This window comes from Stenotrophomonas sp. 109824_Sma (assembly GCF_056480025.1).
Genome location: NZ_CM151078.1, coordinates 1,937,453 through 1,958,746 on the forward strand (window position 1 = coordinate 1,937,453; position 21,294 = coordinate 1,958,746).

General features: G+C 65.9%; 17 protein-coding genes. 11 read left to right on the forward strand and 6 right to left on the reverse strand.

What is annotated here, in order from left to right; translation table 11 throughout:
• Positions 1-119 precede the first annotated feature (119 nt).
• The 3 genes from ACZK1G_RS09340 to ACZK1G_RS09350 are packed head-to-tail and all read left to right on the forward strand — an operon-like array spanning position 120 to position 7,863.
• Entirely contained in the window at positions 120-1,265 is a 1,146-nt protein-coding gene (locus ACZK1G_RS09340) for an efflux RND transporter periplasmic adaptor subunit (protein ID WP_014036886.1), read from the forward strand.
• Positions 1,262-4,783 carry an efflux RND transporter permease subunit gene (locus ACZK1G_RS09345; RefSeq protein ID WP_197622154.1) on the forward strand — a complete coding sequence of 1,174 codons (3,522 nt, stop codon included), beginning with the start codon at positions 1,262-1,264 and terminating at the stop codon, positions 4,781-4,783. Before ACZK1G_RS09340 ends, ACZK1G_RS09345 begins: the two co-directional genes overlap by 4 nt.
• Positions 4,780-7,863, forward strand: a complete 3,084-nt coding sequence (locus ACZK1G_RS09350) for an efflux RND transporter permease subunit (RefSeq protein WP_197622153.1) — start codon at positions 4,780-4,782, stop codon at positions 7,861-7,863. The genes ACZK1G_RS09345 and ACZK1G_RS09350 overlap by 4 nt, the downstream gene beginning before the upstream one ends.
• Before the next feature lie 90 nt (positions 7,864-7,953).
• Here ACZK1G_RS09350 and ACZK1G_RS09355 read toward each other — a convergent pair whose 3' ends face one another.
• From ACZK1G_RS09355 to ykgO, 6 genes are all read right to left on the reverse strand, one after another.
• Positions 7,954-9,174, reverse strand: coding sequence for a TraB/GumN family protein (locus ACZK1G_RS09355; protein WP_101765314.1), 1,221 nt, complete (start codon positions 9,172-9,174; stop codon positions 7,954-7,956).
• A gap of 4 nt (positions 9,175-9,178) precedes the next feature.
• Complete coding sequence (locus ACZK1G_RS09360; RefSeq protein WP_049442793.1) at positions 9,179-9,709, reverse strand: GNAT family N-acetyltransferase; 531 nt, start codon at positions 9,707-9,709, stop codon at positions 9,179-9,181.
• Positions 9,710-9,723: 14 nt separating this feature from the next.
• Positions 9,724-10,611 (reverse strand): carbon-nitrogen hydrolase, encoded by an 888-nt coding sequence (locus ACZK1G_RS09365; RefSeq protein WP_005409280.1) that lies wholly within the window; start codon positions 10,609-10,611, stop codon positions 9,724-9,726.
• A gap of 159 nt (positions 10,612-10,770) precedes the next feature.
• A complete protein-coding gene (locus ACZK1G_RS09370) occupies positions 10,771-11,808 on the reverse strand; it encodes an agmatine deiminase family protein (protein WP_032130076.1) in 1,038 nt (345 codons plus the stop codon).
• A gap of 39 nt (positions 11,809-11,847) precedes the next feature.
• Positions 11,848-12,150, reverse strand: a complete 303-nt coding sequence (locus tag ACZK1G_RS09375; RefSeq protein ID WP_424143753.1) for a hypothetical protein — start codon at positions 12,148-12,150, stop codon at positions 11,848-11,850.
• 172 nt (positions 12,151-12,322) lie between these two features.
• Positions 12,323-12,448 carry a type B 50S ribosomal protein L36 gene (gene ykgO / locus ACZK1G_RS09380; RefSeq protein ID WP_005409283.1) on the reverse strand — a complete coding sequence of 42 codons (126 nt, stop codon included), beginning with the start codon at positions 12,446-12,448 and terminating at the stop codon, positions 12,323-12,325.
• Positions 12,449-12,645: 197 nt separating this feature from the next.
• Between ykgO and cmk the strand changes: the two genes are divergently transcribed.
• The 8 genes from cmk (at position 12,646) to galU (ending at position 20,932) form a co-directional block, all read left to right on the forward strand.
• Positions 12,646-13,323, forward strand: coding sequence for a (d)CMP kinase (cmk, locus tag ACZK1G_RS09385; protein WP_014036894.1), 678 nt, complete (start codon positions 12,646-12,648; stop codon positions 13,321-13,323).
• 198 nt (positions 13,324-13,521) lie between these two features.
• Positions 13,522-15,207: a 30S ribosomal protein S1 gene (gene rpsA, locus ACZK1G_RS09390; RefSeq protein WP_005416230.1), complete on the forward strand. Its 1,686-nt coding sequence runs from the start codon at positions 13,522-13,524 to the stop codon at positions 15,205-15,207.
• 87 nt (positions 15,208-15,294) lie between these two features.
• Positions 15,295-15,600, forward strand: a complete 306-nt coding sequence (locus ACZK1G_RS09395; RefSeq protein WP_049445746.1) for an integration host factor subunit beta — start codon at positions 15,295-15,297, stop codon at positions 15,598-15,600.
• A 77-nt stretch (positions 15,601-15,677) separates the two neighbouring features.
• Positions 15,678-15,962, forward strand: a complete 285-nt coding sequence (locus tag ACZK1G_RS09400) for a lipopolysaccharide assembly protein LapA domain-containing protein (RefSeq protein ID WP_014036895.1) — start codon at positions 15,678-15,680, stop codon at positions 15,960-15,962.
• A 6-nt stretch (positions 15,963-15,968) separates the two neighbouring features.
• Positions 15,969-17,147: a lipopolysaccharide assembly protein LapB gene (lapB, locus tag ACZK1G_RS09405; RefSeq protein ID WP_005416232.1), complete on the forward strand. Its 1,179-nt coding sequence runs from the start codon at positions 15,969-15,971 to the stop codon at positions 17,145-17,147.
• 3 nt (positions 17,148-17,150) lie between these two features.
• Positions 17,151-18,140 (forward strand): MraY family glycosyltransferase, encoded by a 990-nt coding sequence (locus ACZK1G_RS09410; protein WP_049445748.1) that lies wholly within the window; start codon positions 17,151-17,153, stop codon positions 18,138-18,140.
• A gap of 3 nt (positions 18,141-18,143) precedes the next feature.
• Positions 18,144-20,057 (forward strand): polysaccharide biosynthesis protein, encoded by a 1,914-nt coding sequence (locus ACZK1G_RS09415; protein ID WP_049445750.1) that lies wholly within the window; start codon positions 18,144-18,146, stop codon positions 20,055-20,057.
• Complete coding sequence (gene galU, locus ACZK1G_RS09420) at positions 20,054-20,932, forward strand: UTP--glucose-1-phosphate uridylyltransferase GalU (protein WP_049445751.1); 879 nt, start codon at positions 20,054-20,056, stop codon at positions 20,930-20,932. The genes ACZK1G_RS09415 and galU overlap by 4 nt, the downstream gene beginning before the upstream one ends.
• Positions 20,933-21,294: the final 362 nt, after the last annotated feature.

A 21,294-nucleotide genomic window follows, 5' to 3' on the forward strand; every position in this document is an offset into this window, starting at 1 on the left:
AATGGGGGGAGGCCGACCAGCGGCGTGAAGGCACCATGACCTTTGGGATATGGTGTTGCCGTGAAGTGGTGCATTACTTTGCTACCACACCTGTCCACGCATCCTCCAGGGATCTGACGATGTCGCACCCAACCTTCCTGTCCGGCCGTCGCAGCGGAATCTGCGCTGCCGCACTGCTGATCTCCACCTCCCTGCTGCTGGGCGGTTGCGCCGCAGGGCCCAATTCCGAAGCCAAGGCTGCCGAGACCAAGGAGGAGAAGAAGGTCGACGCCGTCCCGGTCGAAGTCGCGGTGGCCAGCCATCGTGCCGTCGCGGCCAGCTACACCGGTACTGCGGCGCTGGAGCCACGCGCCGAGTCGCAGGTGGTCGCCAAGACCTCCGGCGTAGCCCTGGCGGTGCTGGTCGAGGAAGGGCAGCGGGTCACCGCCGGCCAACCGCTGGTGCGGCTGGACCCGGATCGCGCACGCCTGGCCGTTGCGCAGAGCGAAGCGCAGATGCGCAAGCTGGAAAACAACTACCAGCGCGCACAGAAGCTGGTTGGCCAGCAGATGGTCAGCGCCGCCGATGTCGACCAGCTGCGCTACGACCTGGAAAACGTCCGCGCGCAGTACCGCCTGGCCACGCTGGAGCTGTCCTACACCACGGTGGTGGCGCCGATCTCCGGCGTGATCGCCTCGCGCTCGATCAAGACCGGCAACTTCGTGCAGATCAACACGCCGATCTTCCGCATCGTCGACAACTCGCGGCTGGAAGCCACCCTCAACGTGCCCGAGCGCGAGCTGGCCACCCTGCGCGCCGGCCAGCCGGTGACGCTGGCGGCCGATGCGCTGCCGGGGCAGAGCTTCACCGGCACCGTCGATCGCATCGCGCCGGTGGTGGATTCGGGCAGCGGCACGTTTCGCGTGGTCAGCGCCTTCGATGGCGCTGCACACGCGCTACAGCCCGGCATGTTCGGTCGCATCCGCATCGACTACGACCAGCGTGCCGATGCGCTGGTCGTACCGCGCCTGGCGTTGCTCGACGACGGTGAGCCGGCGGTGTTCCGCGTGCGCGAAGGCAAGGTCGCACGCGTTCCGGTCAAGCTGGGTTACGCCGAGGGCCCGTGGGTGGAGATCCGTGATGGCCTGGCGGCCGGTGATCAGGTGGTCACCGCCGGCAAGGTCGCCCTGCGCGACGGCACCACGGTGCAGGTGATTGCCGACCCGAAGGCGAAGACGGTCGCTGCGGCCGCCAAGCCGGCAGACAAGGCCGGGAGCAAGCAATGACCGCGCCGGGCCACGACCACGGTGCCTCGCCGGCGAGCGACGGCGCCGCCGCCAGCATGCGCGGCGGCCTGGTGGAATTCGCCACCCGCCGCCGCGTGACCATCGCCATGTGCACGGTCACGCTGCTGCTGTTCGGCCTGATCGCGCTGGGCAACCTCAAGGTCAACCTGCTGCCCGACCTGAGCTATCCGACGCTGACCGTGCGCACCGAATACACCGGTGCAGCGCCGACTGAAATCGAAACCCTGATCACCCAGCCGGTCGAAGAGGCGGTTGGCGTGGTCAAGAACCTGCGCAAGCTGAAGTCGGTCTCGCGCACCGGCCAGAGCGATGTGGTGCTGGAATTCGCCTGGGGCACCAACATGGACCAGGCCAGCCTGGAGGTGCGCGACAAGATGGAAGCGCTGAACCTGCCGCTGGAGGCCAAGGCCCCGGTGCTGCTGCGCTTCAATCCGTCCACCGAGCCGATCATGCGCCTGGTGTTGTCGAACAAGGCGGCGCCGACCAGCGATGCCGATGCGGTGCGCGAGCTGACCGGCCTGCGCCGCTATGCCGATGAAGACCTGAAGAAGAAACTGGAGCCGGTCACTGGCGTGGCAGCAGTGAAGGTCGGCGGTGGCCTGGAGGACGAGATCCAGGTCGACATCGACCAGCAGAAGCTGGCCCAGCTGAACCTGCCGATCGACACCGTCATCAAGCGCCTGAAGGACGAGAACATCAATATTTCCGGTGGCCGCCTGGAGGAGGGTTCGCAGCGCTTCCTGGTGCGTACCGTCAATCAGTTCGCCGACCTGGAGGAAATCCGCAACCTGCTGGTCACCACCCAGGCCGCCAATGGCAGCGCGGCGGACTCGGCGCTGCAGCAGATGTTCAACATCGCCGCGTCGACCGGTTCGGCGGCCGCCATCGCGGCGGCGTCGGCGGCACAGAGCGCATCGTCCGGTGGTGGCTCCAGCGTGGTTGCCAACGGCGTGCCGGTGCGCCTGAAGGACGTGGCCACGGTGCGCCAGGGCTACAAGGAGCGTGAAGCGATCATCCGCCTGGGCGGCAAGGAATCGGTCGAGCTGGCCATCTACAAGGAAGGCGACGCCAACACCGTGTCCACCGCCGAAGCGCTGCGCAAGCGCCTGGAGCAGATCAAGGGCACGTTCCCGTCGGACGTCGAGCTGACAACCATCGAGGACCAGTCGCGCTTCATCGAGCACGCCATCGCCGACGTCAAGAAGGATGCCGTGATCGGTGGCCTGCTGGCGATCCTGATCATCTTCCTGTTCCTGCGCGATGGCTGGAGCACGTTCGTGATCAGCCTGTCGTTGCCGGTCTCGATCATCGCCACGTTCTTCTTCATGGGCCAGCTCGGCCTCAGCTTGAACGTGATGTCGCTGGGTGGCCTGGCATTGGCCACCGGCCTGGTCGTGGATGACTCGATCGTGGTGCTGGAGAGCATCGCCAAGGCCCGCGAGCGTGGCCTGGGCATCCTGCAGGCGGCGATTGCCGGCACCCGCGAAGTGAGCATGGCCGTGGTCGCCTCGACCCTGACCACCATCGCGGTGTTCCTGCCGCTGGTGTTCGTCGACGGCATCGCCGGGCAGCTGTTCCGCGACCAGGCGCTGACCGTCGCGATCGCCATCGCGATCTCGCTGCTGGTGTCGATGACCCTGATCCCGATGTTGAGCTCTCTGAAGGGACGGCCGCCGCTGGCGTTCCCGGAAGAAGCGCCGAACGCAGCGTGGCAGCCGCAGAAGCGCTGGCAGAAGCCGGTGGCGCTGGGTCTCCGTGGCGTGGTCGCCAGCGTGCGCTGGAGCTTCTATGCGCTGGCCTGGCTGGTGGTGCGCCTGTGGCGCGGCGTGGTCGCGGTGATCGGCCCGGTGATGCGCAAGGCCAGCGACCTGGCGATGAAGCCCTATGCCGGCGCCGAGCGTGGCTACCTGCGCCTGCTGCCGAGTGCGCTCGCGCATCCGGGCAAGGTGCTGGGCGTGGCCGCCATCATTTTCGTAGCGACCATGGCGCTGGTGCCGATGCTTGGTGCGGACCTGATCCCGCAGCTGGCGCAGGACCGTTTCGAAATGACGGTGAAGCTGCCGGCCGGTACGCCGCTCAAGCAGACCGATGCGCTGGTGCGCGAGCTGCAGCTGGCACACGGCAAGGGCGAAGGCGTGGCCTCGCTGTATGGCGTAAGCGGCAGTGGCACCCGGCTGGATGCCAGCCCGACCGAAAGCGGTGAGAACATCGGCAAGCTGACCGTGGTGATGGAAGGCGGCGGCAATGCGCACACGGAAGCGGCGATCACCGAGCGCCTGCGCGGTACCATGAGCCAGCACCCGGGTGCCCAGGTCGACTTCGCGCGGCCGGCATTGTTCAGTTTCTCCACGCCGCTGGAAATCGAGCTGCGCGGGCAGGACATGGCCACCCTGGAAGTGGCCGGCCAGCGCCTGGCAGCGATGCTGCGCGGCAATGCCCACTACGCCGACGTGAAGTCGACGGTGGAAGAGGGCTTCCCGGAAATCCAGATCCGCTTCGACCAGGAGCGTGCCGGTGCGCTGGGCCTGACCACCCGCCAGATCGCCGACGTGGTGGTGAAGAAGGTGCGCGGCGACGTCGCCACCCGCTACAGCTTCCGCGACCGCAAGATCGACGTGCTGGTGCGTGCGCAGGAAGGCGACCGCGCCAGCGTGGAGAGCATCCGCCGGCTGATCGTCAACCCGGGCAGCACCCGCCCGGTCACGTTGGACGCGGTAGCCGACGTGGTCGCCACCACTGGCCCCAGCGAGATCCACCGGGCCGACCAGACCCGGGTGGCGGTGGTGTCGGCCAACCTGCGCGACATCGACCTCGGCGCGGCCATGCGTGAAGTGCAGCAGATGGTGGCCGAGCAGCCGCTGGGCGCGGGCGTCGGCCTGCATATCGGCGGCCAGGGCGAAGAGCTGGCGCAGGCGGCGAAGTCGCTGATCTTCGCCTTCGGCCTGGCGATCTTCCTGGTCTACCTGGTGATGGCCTCGCAGTTCGAATCGCTGCTGCACCCGTTCGTGATCCTGTTCACCATCCCGCTGGCGCTGGTCGGCGCGATCCTGGCGCTGATGCTGACCGGCAAGCCCATCTCGGTGGTGGTGTTCATTGGCCTGATCCTGCTGGTCGGCCTGGTGACCAAGAACGCGATCATCCTGATCGACAAGGTCAACCAGCTGCGCGAGGCCGGCGTGGCCAAGCACGAGGCGCTGGTGGAAGGTGCGCGCTCGCGCCTGCGCCCGATCATCATGACCACCCTGTGCACGCTGTTCGGCTTCCTGCCGCTGGCGGTGGCGATGGGCGAGGGCGCCGAAGTGCGTGCGCCGATGGCGATCACCGTGATCGGTGGCCTGCTGGTGTCGACGCTGCTGACGCTGCTGGTGATCCCGGTGGTGTACGACCTGATGGACCGTCGTGGCGATGCGTATTACCGCGAACGTGGCCGCAAGCATGCCGGCGAGGGCCTGCACGGCGACGAGGGCGGCACGGCAGGTGTGGAGGAACCGGCATGAGTTTTGCCGAGTTCTCCATCCGCCGCCCGGTCACCACCATCATGTGCTTCGTGTCGCTGGTGGTGATCGGCCTGATCGCTTCGTTCCGGCTGCCGCTGGAGGCGCTGCCGGACATCTCCGCGCCGTTCCTGTTCGTGCAGATTCCGTACACCGGCTCGACCCCGGAAGAAGTGGAACGAACCATCATCCGCCCGGTCGAGGAATCGCTGGCGACGATGACCGGCATCAAGCGCATGCGCTCGTCGGCCACCTCCGAGGCGGCGCTGATCTACATCGAGTTCAGCGACTGGGACCGCGACATCGCCATTGCCGCGTCCGACGCGCGCGAGCGTATCGACGCGATCCGCAGCGACCTGCCCGACGACCTGCAGCGCTACAACGTGTTCAAGTGGTCCAGCAGTGACCAGCCCGTGTTGAAGGTGCGCCTGGCCAGCACCACCGACCTGACCACCGCCTATGACATGCTCGACCGTGAGTTCAAGCGGCGCATCGAGCGCATCCCGGGTGTGGCAAGGGTCGACATCACCGGTGCGCCGCCGAACGAGGTCGAGATCGCCATCGATCCGAACCGGCTCAACGCGCATGGGTTGAGCATCAACGAGCTGAGCGAGCGCCTGCGCACGCTGAATTTCTCGATCTCGGCCGGGCAGATCGACGACAACGGCCAGCGCGTGCGCGTGCAGCCGGTGGGCGAGATCACCGACCTGCAGGAAATGCGCGACCTGGTGATCAACGCCAAGGGCCTGCGCCTGGGTGATATCGCCGATGTCCGCCTGAAGCCGGCGCGGATGAACTACGGGCGCCGCCTGGACGGCAACCCGGCGGTGGGCCTGGATATCTTCAAGGAGCGCAGTGCCAACCTGGTGGACGTCTCGCGTGCGGCGCTGGCCGAAGTCGAGGCGATCCGCGCGCAGCCGTCCATGCGCGACGTGCAGATCAAGGTGATCGACAACCAGGGCAAGGCGGTGACGTCCTCGCTGCTGGAACTGGCCGAGGCCGGCGCGGTCGGCCTGATCCTGTCGATCACGGTGCTGTTCTTCTTCCTGCGCCATTGGCCGTCGACGCTGATGGTGACCCTGGCCATTCCGATCTGCTTCACCATCACCCTCGGCTTCATGTACTTCGTCGGGGTGACACTGAACATCCTGACCATGATGGGCCTGCTGCTGGCGGTGGGCATGCTGGTCGACAATGCCGTGGTGGTGGTGGAGAGCATCTACCAGGAGCGCGAGCGCATGCCGGGGCAGCCACGGCTGGCCTCGATCATCGGCACCCGCAACGTGGCCATCGCGCTCAGCGCCGGTACGCTGTGCCACTGCATCGTGTTCGTGCCGAACCTGTTCGGCGAGACCAACAACATCAGCATTTTCATGGCGCAGATCGCGATCACCATCTCGGTCTCGCTGCTGGCCTCGTGGCTGGTGGCGGTCAGCCTGATCCCGATGCTGTCCGCACGCATGGCCACGCCCAAGCTGGTGCACTCGCAGACCGGCCTGATCGCGCGCCTGCAGCGGCGCTACGCGCAGCTGCTGGACTGGTCGCTGCATCACCGCGGTTGGAGCCTGTTCGGCATCCTGCTGGTGGTGCTGGTCAGCCTGGTGCCGATGAAGCTGACCAAGATCGACATGTTCGGTGGCGAGGGTGGCAAGGACATCTTCATCGGCTACATGTGGAAGGGTGCCTACACCTACCGCCAGATGTCCGAGGAAGTGGCGCGGGTGGAGAACTGGATCGACCAGAACCGCGAACGCCTGCACGTGAAGCAGGTGTACTCCTGGTACAGCGAGCAGGAAGGCAGCTCCACGGTCGTCACCCTGGACGAAAAGTACGCCAAGGACATCAAGGCGCTGCAGGAGGAACTGCGCAAGGGCCTGCCGAAGTCGGCCCGCACCGATTACTTCGTCGGCAACCAGGGCGGCGATGGCGGCGGCAGCAACCAGGGCGTGCAGGTGCAGCTGGTGGGTGATTCCAGCTCGATGCTGCAGGAGATCGGCCAGGAAGTGGTGCCGTTGCTGGCGCAGCGTGCCGAACTGCGCGACGTGCGCATCGACAACGGCGAGAAGGGCGGCGAGCTGAAGGTGCGTGTCGACCGCGAGCGTGCCGCGGCATTCGGCTTCAACGCCGAGCAGGTGGCCAGCTTCGTCGGGTTGGCGCTGCGCGGCGCACCGATGCGCGAGTTCCGCCGCGGTGACAATGAAGTGCCGGTGTGGGTGCGCTTCGCCGGCGCCGAGCAGAGCAGCCCGGAAGACCTGGCCGGTTTCAGCGTGCGCACCGGCGATGGCCGCAGCGTGCCGCTGCTGAGTCTGGTCACCGTGGACGTCGGTTCGTCGGCCACCCAGATCGGACGCACCAACCGCCAGACCACGCTGACCATCAAGGCCAACCTGGCCGAGAAGGTCACCGCACCGGACGGGCGCAAGGCGATCGAAGCCGTGCTCAAGCCGATGAACTTCCCGGCTGGTTACGGTTTCACCTTCGACGGTGGCGACTACGGCAATGATGACGAAGCCATGCAGCAGATGGTGTTCAACCTGCTGATCGCGCTGGTGATGATCTACGTGGTGATGGCGGCGGTGTTCGAGTCGCTGCTGTTCCCGGCGGCGATCATGAGCGGCGTGCTGTTCTCGATCTTCGGCGTGTTCTGGCTGTTCTGGATCACGGGTACCTCGTTCGGGATCATGTCCTTCATCGGCATCCTGGTGCTGATGGGCGTGGTGGTGAATAACGGAATCGTGATGATCGAGCACATCAACAACCTGCGGCGCAGCGGCATGGGCCGCACCCAGGCGTTGGTGGAAGGCTCACGCGAACGCCTGCGCCCGATCATGATGACCATGGGCACGGCAATCCTGGCGATGATCCCGATCTCGCTGACCGATACGCAGATGTTCGGCAATGGCCCGGAGTATTCGCCGATGGCGCGTGCGATTGCCGGCGGCCTGGCGTTCTCGACGGTGGTCAGCCTGCTGTTCCTGCCGACGATCTACGCGGTGCTCGATGACCTGCGCACTGCCGTGACGCGGCTGATCCGCCGTGCGCGCGGCCTGGAAATGGTAGCGCCGGGCGCTGCCCGGCTGTAATGCGCGACAACGTGTTGTGGTGTGGGGGAGGCCGGTCGTAGTGGGGCGGCCTCCCCCTTTTTTTTCGCCGGGCCATGCCCGGGGGGACCATCAGCCCGCCACCTTGCCCCAGACCTTGAACGTGGTCAGCCACAGGCCCAGCATGCTGCCCAGGTTGGTCAGCATGAAGGTCAGCACCACGCGGGTGACACGGTTGCGGTACCAGCCCTTCAGGCTCTGCGCATCGTCGCGCAGCTTCAGGAAGTCCTCATACGCTGGCTTGCGCAGCCGCGCTTCCACCAGTGCCGAGAACGCGCCGGTCGGGATGCTCAGGCGGAACGGCTTGAACGGGGCCACCGCGATCGCGGTGAGGATGCTCAGGGGATGGCCGCCGGCCAGCAGGCAGCCCAGGCCCGCCAGGCCGCCGGTATACATCGCCCAGGTTGCCAGCAGCTCGGTGCCCACGCCCAGACCGCCGCGGTAGAAGCCTACGCCGATGCCGGTCGCCACGATCGCCAGGATGCCGAGCGTGAACCACGGAATGTTGCGCTTCTTCGGCACCGCCTCCAGCTCGGCACGCAGCGGTGCCGGTGCCTCGGTGTCGGTTTCCAGGTAGCGGGCCAGCCCGGCCAGGTGACCGGCGCCGACCACCGCCAGCACTTCACGCTGCTGCGGATCGTGTTCTTCGCGCAGGCGCGTGGCCATGTAGCGGTCACGCTCGCCGATGATGGTCTCGTACAGCGCCGGGCTCTCGCTGGCGAACTCGCCGAAGCTCGATTCCAGCATGTCGCCCTGCTTGAGCTTCTCGATCTCGTTCTCGCCCACTTCCTCGGACGAGAACAGGCCGGCGCCAAGCCCGGCGACCAGCTTCAGCTTGCCGAAGAACCCCAGCCGCTGCGAGGCACGGCGGAAGGTCAGGCCGACCTCGCGGTCGATCAGGTGCACGGGCAGGTTGCGCTCGCGCGCCAGTTCCACCGCACGCTTCAGTTCGGCACCGGGCTCGATGTCGAGCTGCTCGGCCAGGCGGCGCTGGTAGGCGGACAGAGCCAGGTTGGCGGCGAACAGGGCGACGCGGCCCTTGCGGATCACCTCGACCAGGTCGAGCTTGGCCAGTGTGTCCGGGTCGCTCAGCGCCTGCAGGCGCTGCGGGTCCAGCTCGACGGCCACCGCATCGAAGCGGCCGCTGTCGATGGCCTTTTCAACGGCCTCGACGCTGGCGCGTGAGACGTGGGCGGTGCCCAGCAGGGTGTAACGCACGCCGTCGCGTTCGACCACGCGCACCGGCTGGCCGGCGAACAGGTCGTCGCCGGTTTCGGGAAGGGTTTCAGTCATGGGTTCATTCATTGGAAGGTGCGGTGTCGGCGCCATCGCCGAGCGCGCGCTGCATCTGCACGGTATCCAGCCAGCGGCCGTGCTTGCGGCCAAGGCCACGGAACACGCCCACCAGCTCGAAGCCGAAGCGTTCGTGCAGCTTGATCGACGCGGTGTTGGTCGGTTCGCCGATCACCGCCACCATCTGCCGGTAGCCACGCGTCACGCAGGCATCAATCAAGGCCTGCAGCAGGCCAGTGCCGACGCCTTTGCCCTGGAATGCGGCATCGACGTAGACCGAGTTCTCCACGGTCCACTGGTAGGCGACGCGGGTGCGGTAGGTATTGGCGTAGGCATAGCCGGCGACCTGGCCGTCGATCTCGGCGACCAGGTAGGGGAAGCCGCGATCGACGATGTCGCGCATGCGGCGCAGCATCTCGGTCGCGTCCGGGATGTCGTACTCGTAGGTGTTGACGAAGTCGGTCACTTCCACCGCATAGATCGCGGTGATCGCGTCGATGTCGGCCGGGCCGGCATCACGGATGAGGACGGCCATGCGCGGGCTCCGGCTCAGTCGATGTAGCGCTTGAGCAGGTCGCCGTAGGCATCGATGCGGCGATCACGCAGGAACGGCCAGATGCGGCGCACATGCTCGCTGCGCTGCAGGTCGACGTCGCACAGCAGCACGGTGGCGTCGGTGCCGGCCTCGGCCAGGAATTCGCCCTGCGGGCCCAGCACGTGGCTGTTGCCCCAGAACTGGATGCCCGAAGCGCCCAGCGGCGAGGCTTCGTGGCCGACGCGGTTGCAGCTCAGCACCGGCAGGCCGTTGGCCACGGCGTGGCCACGGTGGCTCAGCACCCAGGCGTCGCGCTGGCGGGTCTTCTCGTCCTGCACATCGTCCGGGTCCCAGCCGATCGCGGTCGGGTACAGCAGCAGTTCGGCGCCGGCCAGCGCCATCAGGCGTGCCGCTTCCGGGTACCACTGGTCCCAGCACACCAGCACGCCAAGGCGGCCCACCGAAGTGTCGATCGGCTTGAAGCCGATGTCGCCCGGCGTGAAGTAGAACTTCTCGTAGAAGCCCGGATCATCCGGGATGTGCATCTTGCGGTACTTGCCGAGCAGGGTACCGTCCTTCTCGAACACCACGGCGGTGTTGTGGTACAGGCCGGCAGCGCGGCGCTCGAACAGCGAGCCGACCAGCACCACGCCATGCTTCTTCGCCAGCGCGCCCAGGCGCTCGGTGCTCGGGCCCGGAATCGGCTCGGCCAGGTCGAACTCGTCCACCGACTCGTGCTGGCAGAAGTACGGGCCGTTGTGCAGTTCCTGCAGCAGCACCAGCTTGGCACCCTGGGCAGCCGCCTCGGCCACGCGTGCTTCGATCACCGCCAGGTTGGCGGCGGCATCACCGTGGTTGCGCTCCTGGATCAGGGCGACGGTAAGGGGGCTGCGCGAGTTCATGCGGGGCGTTCCTGCGGGGGAAAACCTGCATGTTAGCGCGGATGGACGGCGACGGCGTGTTGCGCGCTGAATGGGTGCTGGTAGTGCCGGCCGCTGGCCGGCAATCCCGTGGATCCATCAGGCATTGCATGGTTGCCGGCCAGCGGCCGGCACTACCGCTTACGCCTTCAACAGCCCGGCCGGCAGCTGCATGGTGATGCAGTGCAGGCTGCCGTTCTGCCAGATCAGCGAGCGGCAGGGTACCTGCACGATCTCGCGGCCCGGGTGTGCCTGGGCCAGTACATCGCGGGCCAGGTCGTCGGCCGGGTCGCCGTAGGCCGGCATCAGCACCGCGCCATTGACGATCAGGTAGTTGGCGTACGACGCAGCCAGCCGGCGGCCTTCGTCGATCACCGGCTGTGCCCACGGCAGCGGGAACAGGCGGTACGGCTGGCCATCCTTGGTGCGCAGCGCGGCCAGCTCATTGCCCATCGCCTGCAGTTCGGCGTAGTGCGAGTCGCTCTCGTCGTCGCAGGCCTGGTAGACGATGCTGTCAGCCGAGGCGAAGCGGGCGAGGGTATCGATGTGGGCGTCGGTGTCGTCGCCTTCCAGGTAGCCGTGGTCCAGCCACAGCACGCGGTCCTGCTGCAGCCAGTCGGCCAGGTCGGCGCTCAGGCTGGCGCGGTCGCGGTCCGGGTGGCGCTCGTGCAGGCACTTCCAGGTGGTCAGCAGGGTGCCTTCGCCGTCGGTCTCGATGCCGCCGCCTTCCAGCGCGAACGGAATGCTGCGCACCGGTGCGTCATTGAACACGCCGGCCTGGTCGAGCACGCCCACCAGCTGGTCATCCAGGGTGGCATCGAACTTGCCGCCCCAGCCGGTGAAGCGGAAATCCAGCAGCTGGAAACCGCCGTCGGCACGGCGCAGGGTGATCGGGCCGGAGTCGCGCAGCCAGGTATCGTCGTAGGCCGCCGTGGTGAAGTGGACCTTGTCCATGTCGATGCGGTTGGAACGCAGCCGCATCTCCGCATAGGTCTCCACATCATCGTCGGCCACGCAGATCAGCACCGGCTGGAAGCGGGTGATGGCCGCGACCAGGGCGATGTAGGTCTCTTCCACCTGGCCCAGGCGGTCGGCCCAGTCGGTGTCGGCGGTGGGCCAGGCAATCAGGACGCCGCTCTGGGCTTCCCACTCGGCAGGAAAACGAAGGGTCTGGTTCATGGTCTCGCTACACAGGCCCGCCCACGGCGGGTAAAGGGATCAACGGATCGGCGGTTTCGGGCCGATTTCGTTCGGGTCCGCCTGGTTGGCCACCACGTTGATCACCTTCTGCTTCTCGAAGTAGACGGTGAACTGCGGGTACACCCAGCGGTTGATGGTCGGCCACTGCCGCTTCTGCCCGCCACGCGGCTGCAGCTGCTCGTTGGGCGCGCCGAACTGCGCCTGCACCTGCTGCATGCTCTGGCCGCGCACGGGCACGGCACCGGCCGGCTTCTCGCGGGCACGATCGACAAGCAGGGTATCGGCCAGTGCCGGTGTGGCGGCGGCCAGGGTGGCCATCATGGCCAGGGCGGACAGGTAACGCTTCATCTCGATCTACTCCCCAGTGGTCAAGAAAGGCGATTACAGCAAAAACGGCAGGAAAAAGCCGCATAAACAAAAAACCGCCCGAAGGCGGTTTCTTGCATCGGGTCGGCCCCGCGTAGGGCCAGCCGCAGCCGGAAGGCTGTGAGGCTTAGCGCTGACGCGCCTTGAAACGCGGGTTCGACTTGCAGATGACGAAGATCTTGCCACGACGACGCACGACCTTGCAGTCACGGTGACGGGCCTTCGCCGACTTCAGGGAGGACAGGACTTTCATGGCATACCTCGGCGTAAACAGTAGTTGTTCGGGTGGAGCGTGGCCGCGATATGCGAAAGACAATCGGCAGTTGACGCTCGTTCAAGCCCGCCATTCTACCGGGCTTTTCCTCATGGTTTCAAGTGGTTGCACAAAAGATCCCGCTGGGGGCGTCTGGCAGGGGCTAGAATGGCCTCTTCACACGCTCTGGGACCCCCATGAATCCACTCGCTCCCGTCCTGACCATCGACGGCCCATCCGGGGCCGGCAAGGGTACCATCAGCCGCATCATCGCGCGCAGGATGGGCTGGCATTACCTGGATTCGGGCGCGCTGTACCGGGCAGTGGGCGTCGCCGCAAGCTGGGCCGACATCGATACCTCCGACGCCTCGGCGCTGGTCCGCTGCACCTTCGACACCCACGTTCAGTTTGTCGAGCAGGGTGATGCCATGCGGGTCATGGTCAACGGCACCGATGCCACCGACGAACTGCGCCTGGAGACCACCGGTGCGCTGGCCTCGGCCATTGCCGCCATTCCGGAGGTCCGGGCTGCCCTGAAGGAGCGCCAGCGCGCATTCAGGGAGCTGCCCGGGCTGGTCGCCGATGGCCGCGACATGGGCACGGTGATCTTCCCGGACGCCTCCTACAAGGTCTTCCTGACCGCCAGTGCCGAGGAGCGCGCCGAGCGCCGGCATAAGCAGTTGAAAGACAAGGGGGTTTCTGTTAACTTTGATGACCTCCTGCGCGAGATCATGGCCCGCGACGCCCGTGATGCTCAGCGTACCGTGGCGCCCCTGAAGCCGGCAGACGATGCTGTCCTCATCGACACCACAGGCATCGGCATCGATGATGTCGTTGCCAGAGTGATGGATCTGCTTCCGGTTCCGGCTGCCTGATCCGTTCGCGCGGGAGCGCTGCCAGCAGCATCGGCGGTGGTCGCGCATAGCAGTGCTGTACCAGCTCCGTCGCGCAATGATGCGTGGCGGTTTTCCTACTACACACGACCTGCTTTTCCGGGGTCGACCAACAGGCGGGCGGTCGCCATTCCCCTGAAGGGGACGCCACCGACCCATGTGTCCAACAGAGTAAATCTAATGACCGAATCATTTGCCGAACTGTTTGAAGCCAGCCAGGCCAACCTGGCCAAGCTGAAGCCGGGCGCCATCGTCAGCGGTACCGTTGTTGAAGTCCGCGGCGACGTCGTGGTGATCAACGCTGGCCTGAAGTCCGAAGGCATCGTGCCGATCGAACAGTTCCGTAACGACGCTGGCGAAATCGACGTCGCCGAAGGCGACATCGTCAAGGTCGCCCTCGACTCGATCGAGAACGGCTTCGGCGAAACCGTCCTGTCGCGCGAGAAGGCCAAGCGCGCGATGGTGTGGGACGAGCTGGAAGAAGCGTTGGAAAAGAACGAAACCATCACCGGCCGCATCAGCGGCAAGGTCAAGGGTGGTTTCACCGTGGACATCAAGGATGTCCGCGCCTTCCTGCCGGGTTCCCTGGTCGATGTGCGCCCGGTGCGCGATCCGGCCTACCTGGAAGGCAAGGAACTCGAGTTCAAGCTCATCAAGCTGGACCGCAAGCGTAACAACGTCGTGGTCTCGCGCCGCGCTGTCGTCGAAAGCGAGCACTCGGAAGAGCGCGAGCAGCTGATGGACAAGCTGCAGGAAGGCGCGATCCTGAAGGGTGTCGTCAAGAACCTGACCGATTACGGCGCGTTCGTGGACCTGGGCGGTATCGACGGCCTGCTGCACATCACCGACATGGCATGGAAGCGCGTGCGTCACCCGTCGGAAGTCGTGAACGTCGGCGACGAGCTGGACGTCCGCGTGCTGAAGTTCGACCGCGAGCGCAACCGCGTTTCGCTGGGCCTGAAGCAGCTGGGCGAGGATCCGTGGGACAACATCGGCCGTCGTTACCCGGCCAACAGCCGCGTCTTCGGCAAGGTCTCCAACGTCACCGATTACGGTGCGTTCGTTGAGATCGAGCCGGGCGTCGAAGGCCTGGTGCACGTCTCCGAGATGGATTGGACCAACAAGAACGTCAACCCGTCCAAGGTTGTCCAGGTTGGTGATGAAGTCGAAGTGATGGTGCTGGACGTCGATGAAGAGCGTCGCCGTATCTCGCTGGGCATGAAGCAGGTTGCCGCCAATCCGTGGGAAACCTTCGCTGCCACCCACAAGAAGGGTGACAAGGTGTCGGGCCAGATCAAGTCGATCACCGACTTCGGCATCTTCATCGGCCTGGACGGCGGCATCGACGGCCTGGTCCACCTGTCCGACATCAGCTGGAACACCACCGGCGAAGACGTCGTTCGCAACTTCAAGAAGGGCGATACCCTGGACGCCGTCGTCCTGGCTGTCGATCCGGAGCGCGAGCGCATCTCCCTGGGCGTGAAGCAGCTGGAGCAGGATCCGTTCGGCCAGTACATGGCTGCCAATCCGAAGGGCTCCAAGGTCGAAGGCGTGGTGAAGGAAGTCGACGCCAAGGGCGCGATCATCGAGCTGGCTGACGGCATCGAAGGTTACGTCTCGGCCCGCGACATCGCCAACGAGCGCGTTGACGACGCCACCCAGCACCTGAAGGTCGGCGACAAGGTCGAAGCCAAGTTCGTGGGCATGGACCGCAAGGGCCGTACCCTGCAGCTGTCGATCAAGGCCAAGGACGACGCGGAAATGCGCGAAGTGCTGGAGGAATACCAGTCCTCTTCGGCTTCCAGCGGCACCACCCAGCTGGGCGCGCTGCTGCGTGCACAGCTGAACGGCAACAAGTCCGAGTAATCGGCCTTACGCTGTTCGTTGTTTCCTGGACGGCCCGGGCATTGCCCGGGCCGTTTCAGGCTGAGATGCCCCTGATGTGAGCCGGTAATGACCAAATCCGAACTGATCGAAATCCTTGCGCGCCGCCAGGCGCACCTGAAGGCCGATGATGTCGATCTGGCGGTGAAGTCGTTGCTGGAAATGATGGGCGGATCGCTGGCCGCCGGGGATCGCATCGAAATCCGCGGTTTTGGCAGCTTCTCGCTGCACTATCGTCCGCCGCGCCTGGGCCGCAACCCGAAGACCGGCGAATCGGTTGCCCTGCCGGGCAAGCATGTCCCCCATTTCAAGCCGGGCAAGGAATTGCGCGAGCGGGTCAGCAGTGTGCTGCCGCTGGACGCAGATCCGGCCTGAGCCTTCCGTCGCGCCACCGCGTGCGAATCCAGCCGCGAGTCGGATAAGCTACGGACTCCTGCCACTGGAGCTGTCGCATGAAGGTTTTTCGTCTGCTGGTCCTGCTGGCGGTGCTGATCCTTGGATTGATCATCGGTGCGGTCAACATGACCGCGATGTCGATCAACCTGCTGTTTACCCAGCTGCACACCTCGGTGGGCGTGGCCCTGATCGCCGCGCTGCTGGTCGGTGTCGTGGTCGGTGCCGGGCTGGTGCTGGTGAGCGTGGTCATTCCGCTCTATGGCCAGCTGCGCCGCGCCAACAAGTCCGCTGTCGCCTCGCCGGCACCGGTTGCTTCCCCCCAATCTTTTGATGGACGTTGATCGAAGATGGATTTCGTCACCGAGTGGTTCTGGTTCTTCCTGTTCGTTCCGCTGGCCGCCCTGGCCGGGTGGGTGATCGGACGGCGTGGTGGTCAACGCCACGGTGACAGCCAGGTCAGCCGCCTGTCGAGCACCTATTTCCGTGGCCTGAACTACCTGCTCAACGAGCAGCCGGACAAGGCCATCGAACTGTTCCTGCACATCGCCGAGCTGGACAAGGAAACCTTCGAGACCCAGGTCGCGCTGGGCCATCTGTTCCGCCGCCGTGGTGAAGTCGACCGCGCCATCCGCCTGCACCAGGGGCTGGTCAATCGCCATGACCTGAGTGATGCGCAGCGCGTGCAGGCCCTGCTGGCCCTGGGCGAGGACTACATGAAGTCCGGCCTGCTGGATCGCGCCGAGACCGTGTTCACCGAGCTGGCGCAGCTGGATCAGCGCGCACCGCAGGCGCTCAAGCACCTGATCGGCATCTACCAGGCCGAGCGCGACTGGGAAAAGGCGATCGACAACGCGACCCGTTTCGAGGACGTCACCGGCGAGCCGATGGGCAAGCTGATCGGGCAGTTCGAATGCGAACTGGCCGAACGTTTCCGTGGCGCCGGCAAGCTGGAAGAGGCGAGGGCGGCGATCGCCCGGGCCTACCAGGCCGACGCGATGTCGGTGCGCGCCGGCATCATCGAGGGCCGGCTGGAAACCGACGCGGGCAATCCCGAGGCCGCCGTCCGCGCCTTCGAGCGTGCCGCGCGCAACGACCCCGAATACCTGCCGGAACTGCTGCCGGCGCTGATGCAGAACTATCGCAAGGTTGGCGATCTGGCAGGCGCACGCGCGTTCCTGTCGGAGATGACCGAGCACTACCGCGGAATCGCCCCGGTACTGGCGCTGACCCGGCTGATGGAAGAGCAGGAAGGCGTGGCGCCGGCCCGTGCCTACCTCGGCCGCCAGCTCAAGGATCGCCCGTCGGTCCGTGGCGAATCCGCGCTGATCGACCTGACCCTCGCCGAGGGAGCCGATTCCACCGCCACCCTGCATGACCTCAAGCACATCACCGACCAGCTGCTGGTGCGCAACCCGGCCTATCGCTGCACGCGCTGCGGCTTCGGTGCGCGTACCCACCACTGGCAGTGTCCGAGCTGCAAGGAGTGGGGGACGGTCAAGCCGCTGCTGAACTACGCGGTGCTCTGATCCATGCCCTGGCTTGTAATGGGCGCGCTGCTGGGGCTCGCCCTGCTGAGTGCGTTGCTGACCTGGGCTGCACGCGGCTATGCGCTGCGCCAGCAGTTGATGGACCAGCCCGGCGAACGCCGCAGCCATAGCGTCGCCACCCCACGCGGTGGCGGCATCGCCATCGTCATCAGCCTGCTGGTGACTGCCGGCGTGGCCATCTGGGCCTGGCCCGAAAGCACGCCGACGGTGCTGGTGGCCAGCCTTGGGCTGGTGCTGGTGGCCGGCATCGGCTGGTGGGACGATCACAGGCCCCTGCCGGCGATGCGTCGCCTGCTGGTGCATTTCATCGCCGCAGCGCTGCTGGCCGGCCTGGTCAAGATGAATGGTGGCAGCTGGCTGCTGGCGGTGCTGGTGCTGCTGTTCACCGCCTCGCTGATCAACATCTGGAATTTCATGGACGGCATCAATGGCATTGCTGCCAGCCAGGCCGTCGTGGCGATGCTGGGGCTGGCGCCGGTGCTGCCGTGGCCGTACTCGCTGGCCGCCGTGGCCCTGGGCCTGGCCTGCCTTGGATTCCTGCCGTTCAACTTCCCTCGGGCCCGGATCTTCATGGGCGATGTCGGAAGCGGCGCGCTGGGGTATGCGGTCGCCGCCGTGCTGGCGCTCGCCAGCGTGCGCACCGATATCAACTGGATCCTGCTGCTGGTGCCGGTTTCGCCGTTCCTCGTGGACGCCGGCTTCACACTGCTGGCGCGCATCATTTCCGGACAACGCTGGATGGAACCCCATACCCAGCACGTCTACCAGCGCGCGGTGCAGGCAGGAGCCAGTCACCCCCAGGTGACAGGGATGTACTTTGCTTTGGGCCTGTTCAGTATTACAGTGTTCAATGTCTGCTCCAATTTGCAGCCGAGGTGGGAGGCTGCCGTGGCGATCACGTGGTTCATCGCGTTGAGCGTCCTCTGGCTCCTCCTGCGCAATGGAATGCGCCACCGACAAGGAAATACCTGACTTATGGCTTCACCCTGGCGGGACAGAATCCTCGGCCTGATGCCGCGTTCGGCCATCGTCTGCCACGACCTCTTCATGGTCTGGGCATGCTGGCAGTTGCTCCATGCAGGGCGCTACTCGATCCTGCCCAACGCCCCGGCACTGCCCCTGTGGAACGTCGATACCACCCTGGTCCTGTTGCTGCAGGGCCTGGTGTTCTGGCGCGTGGGCCTGTACCGCGGCCTGTGGCGGTTCGCCAGCGTCAGCGACCTGCTGAACATCTTCAAGGCCAGCTTCATCGGCATGGTGGCGATCGTCCTGGTGCTGATGTGGAAGCGCTTCGACGGCGTGCCGATGTCGGTGCTGGTGATCTATCCGTTCGCGCTGTCGGCACTGCTCGGCGCGCCGCGCCTGCTGTACCGCGCCTGGAAGGACTACCAGGCACTGCAGTCCGATTCCAGCGCCCGCCGCGTGCTGATCCTCGGCGCCGGCCAGGCTGCCGAAACCCTGGTGCGCGACCTGCGCCGTTCCGGCAACTTCGAGCCGGTCGGCCTGCTCGACGATGCACCGCACCTGCGTGGTGCCAAGCTGCAGGGCCTGCCGATCCTCGGCACCCTGGATGACGCGCCGACGGTGGTCCGCGAGACTGCTGCAAAGCTGCTGGTCATTGCCATGCCGTCGCTGGACGCCGCGGGCATGCAGCGTGTCGTCGCGATTTGCGAAAGCACCGGCGTGCCGTTCCGTACCGTGCCCAAGCTCAGTGACATCCTGCAGGGCCAGTCGCTGCCGGGCCAGTTGAAGGAAGTGGCGATCGAGGATCTGCTGGGCCGCAAGCCGATCATGCCGGACTGGAACCTGATCCGCGGCTGGTTGGGCGGGCGCACCGTGATGGTCACCGGTGCCGGTGGTTCGATCGGCTCGGAGCTGTGTCGCCAGTGCGCGCGGCATGGCGCCGGTCGCATCATCCTGCTGGAGATCAGTGAACTGCTGTTGCTGACCATCGAAGGCGAGCTGCGTCGCAGCTTCCCCGATGTCGAGATCGAGGCAGTGCTGGGCGATTGTGGTGACCCGGCGGTGATCCGCCATGCGCTGTCGCTGCACCCGGTCGATACGGCTTTCCATGCGGCCGCCTACAAGCATGTACCGGTGCTGGAGCGCCAGCTGCGCGAAGCGGTGCGCAACAACATCCTGGCGACCGAGAATGTGGCCCGCGCCTGCCTGGAAGCGCGCGTGGAGCATTTCGTGTTCATCTCCACCGACAAGGCGGTCGACCCGGTCAATGCGCTGGGTGCCAGCAAGCGCTACGCCGAGATGATCTGCCAGAGCCTGGACCAGAAGTCCACGCATACCCGTTTCGTCACGGTGCGCTTCGGCAACGTGCTGGCGTCGGCTGGCAGCGTGGTGCCGCTGTTCCGCGAGCAGATCCTGCGTGGCGGGCCGGTCACTGTCACCGACCCGGAAGTCAGCCGTTACTTCATGACCATCCCCGAGGCCTGTCAGCTGATTCTGCAGGCGGCCGCCTCGGCGTCGCATGGCGCGATCTACACCCTCGACATGGGCGAGCCGGTGCCGATCCGCGTGCTGGCCGAACAGATGATCCGCCTGACCGGCAAGCAGCCGTACAAGGATATCCAGATCATCTATACCGGCCTGCGTCCGGGCGAGAAGCTGCACGAGACGCTGTTCTATTCGGACGAAGACTACCGCTCGACCGCGCACCCGAAGATTCTCGAGGCCGGCGTGCGTACATTCTCTCGGGATATGGTGCTGGGCAACGTCCCACGCCTGCGTGAGGCGATTGCCAGCTACGACACCGCCAGCATCCAGGAAATCCTGTTTGCGACGATGCCGGAGTTCTCGCCAATCGAACAGGATGCTTACATTTCATCCGCTAAAGTCGTGCCTTTTCCGGCACGTGAGGCCAACAGGCACCAATGAGCAAGCGAATTCGCAAAGCAGTTTTCCCGGTGGCAGGGCTGGGGACGCGTTTTTTGCCAGCAACCAAGACTGTGCCGAAGGAGATGCTGCCGATCATTGATCGGCCGCTGATCCAGTACGCCGTGGATGAGGCGATCGAAGCCGGCTGCGACACGCTGGTGTTCATCACCAACCGCTACAAGCACGCGGTCGCCGACTATTTCGACAAGGCCTACGAGCTGGAGCAGAAGCTCGAGCGCGCTGGCAAGCAGGAACAGCTGGAGTTGATCCGGCACGTGCTGCCCAACGGCGTCCGCGCGATCTTTGTCACGCAGGCCGAGGCCCTGGGCCTGGGGCACGCGGTGCTGTGTGCCAAGGCGGTGATCGGCGACGAGCCCTTCGCCGTGCTGCTGCCCGACGACCTGATCTGGAACCGCGGTGCCGGCGCGCTGAAGCAGATGGCCGACCTCAACGAAGCCAGTGGCGCCAGCGTGATCGCGGTTGAAGACGTGCCGCACGAGAAGACTGCCAGCTACGGCATCGTCGCCACCGAGGCATTCGATGGCCGCAAGGGCCGTATTTCGCAGATCGTCGAGAAGCCGAAGCCGGAGGACGCGCCGAGCGACCTGGCCGTGGTCGGCCGTTACGTGCTCAGCCCGAAGATCTTCGAGCTGCTGGAGCAGACCGGCAGCGGTGCCGGCGGCGAGATCCAGTTGACCGATGCGATCGCGCAGCTGCTGAAGACCGAAGAGGTCGATGCCTACCGCTTCGAGGGCACCCGCTTCGACTGCGGCACGCATCTGGGGCTGGTGGAGGCGACGATCCGCTTCGCGCTGGACAACCCGAAGCTGGCGGGCCCGGCGCGGGAGAAGCTGGCGGCGATGTTGGCGGAGTAAGGTTTATCAAGCGCTCCGCCAGCGCCTTCCTGCCAAAGTGGGGGAGGCGCGGGCAGGCCGCTGCAGGACACGCCGTAAACCCCCCTCTGGGGTCCGGCCCAGCCGCTGGCGGCTGTGCGTTCGGGCGCTTGCGAAGCAGTGCTTCGCAAGCAAAGCGCCCTCACCCATGGGGGCTCGATGGCGCCATCCATGGCGCCAACGGTCCTGCAGCGGCCTGCCCACGCCTCTCGACAGTTTCCTGCGGGCGCGGACGGGAAGGGCGGAATCAAGGTCAAGAGCAAAAGCAAAAAGGCAGCCGGTGGCTGCCTTTTTTGTTTCCGCGAGCGTCGAGTCGGGGTCGGATCCCTTTGCGTAGCAAAGGG

Excerpts from the sequence above, each read along its gene's own strand:
- ACZK1G_RS09340 (WP_014036886.1), top strand. The coding sequence starts at position 120 with ATGTCGCACCCAACCTTCCTGTCCGGCCGTCGCAGCGGAATCTGCGCT.
- ACZK1G_RS09345 (WP_197622154.1), top strand. The coding sequence starts at position 1,262 with ATGACCGCGCCGGGCCACGACCACGGTGCCTCGCCGGCGAGCGACGGC.
- ACZK1G_RS09350 (WP_197622153.1), top strand. The coding sequence starts at position 4,780 with ATGAGTTTTGCCGAGTTCTCCATCCGCCGCCCGGTCACCACCATCATG.
- ACZK1G_RS09355 (WP_101765314.1), bottom strand. The coding sequence starts at position 9,174 with ATGACTGAAACCCTTCCCGAAACCGGCGACGACCTGTTCGCCGGCCAG.
- ACZK1G_RS09360 (WP_049442793.1), bottom strand. The coding sequence starts at position 9,709 with ATGGCCGTCCTCATCCGTGATGCCGGCCCGGCCGACATCGACGCGATC.
- ACZK1G_RS09365 (WP_005409280.1), bottom strand. The coding sequence starts at position 10,611 with ATGAACTCGCGCAGCCCCCTTACCGTCGCCCTGATCCAGGAGCGCAAC.
- ACZK1G_RS09370 (WP_032130076.1), bottom strand. The coding sequence starts at position 11,808 with ATGAACCAGACCCTTCGTTTTCCTGCCGAGTGGGAAGCCCAGAGCGGC.
- ACZK1G_RS09375 (WP_424143753.1), bottom strand. The coding sequence starts at position 12,150 with ATGATGGCCACCCTGGCCGCCGCCACACCGGCACTGGCCGATACCCTG.
- ykgO (WP_005409283.1), bottom strand. The coding sequence starts at position 12,448 with ATGAAAGTCCTGTCCTCCCTGAAGTCGGCGAAGGCCCGTCACCGTGAC.
- cmk (WP_014036894.1), top strand. The coding sequence starts at position 12,646 with ATGAATCCACTCGCTCCCGTCCTGACCATCGACGGCCCATCCGGGGCC.
- rpsA (WP_005416230.1), top strand. The coding sequence starts at position 13,522 with ATGACCGAATCATTTGCCGAACTGTTTGAAGCCAGCCAGGCCAACCTG.
- ACZK1G_RS09395 (WP_049445746.1), top strand. The coding sequence starts at position 15,295 with ATGACCAAATCCGAACTGATCGAAATCCTTGCGCGCCGCCAGGCGCAC.
- ACZK1G_RS09400 (WP_014036895.1), top strand. The coding sequence starts at position 15,678 with ATGAAGGTTTTTCGTCTGCTGGTCCTGCTGGCGGTGCTGATCCTTGGA.
- lapB (WP_005416232.1), top strand. The coding sequence starts at position 15,969 with ATGGATTTCGTCACCGAGTGGTTCTGGTTCTTCCTGTTCGTTCCGCTG.
- ACZK1G_RS09410 (WP_049445748.1), top strand. The coding sequence starts at position 17,151 with ATGCCCTGGCTTGTAATGGGCGCGCTGCTGGGGCTCGCCCTGCTGAGT.
- ACZK1G_RS09415 (WP_049445750.1), top strand. The coding sequence starts at position 18,144 with ATGGCTTCACCCTGGCGGGACAGAATCCTCGGCCTGATGCCGCGTTCG.
- galU (WP_049445751.1), top strand. The coding sequence starts at position 20,054 with ATGAGCAAGCGAATTCGCAAAGCAGTTTTCCCGGTGGCAGGGCTGGGG.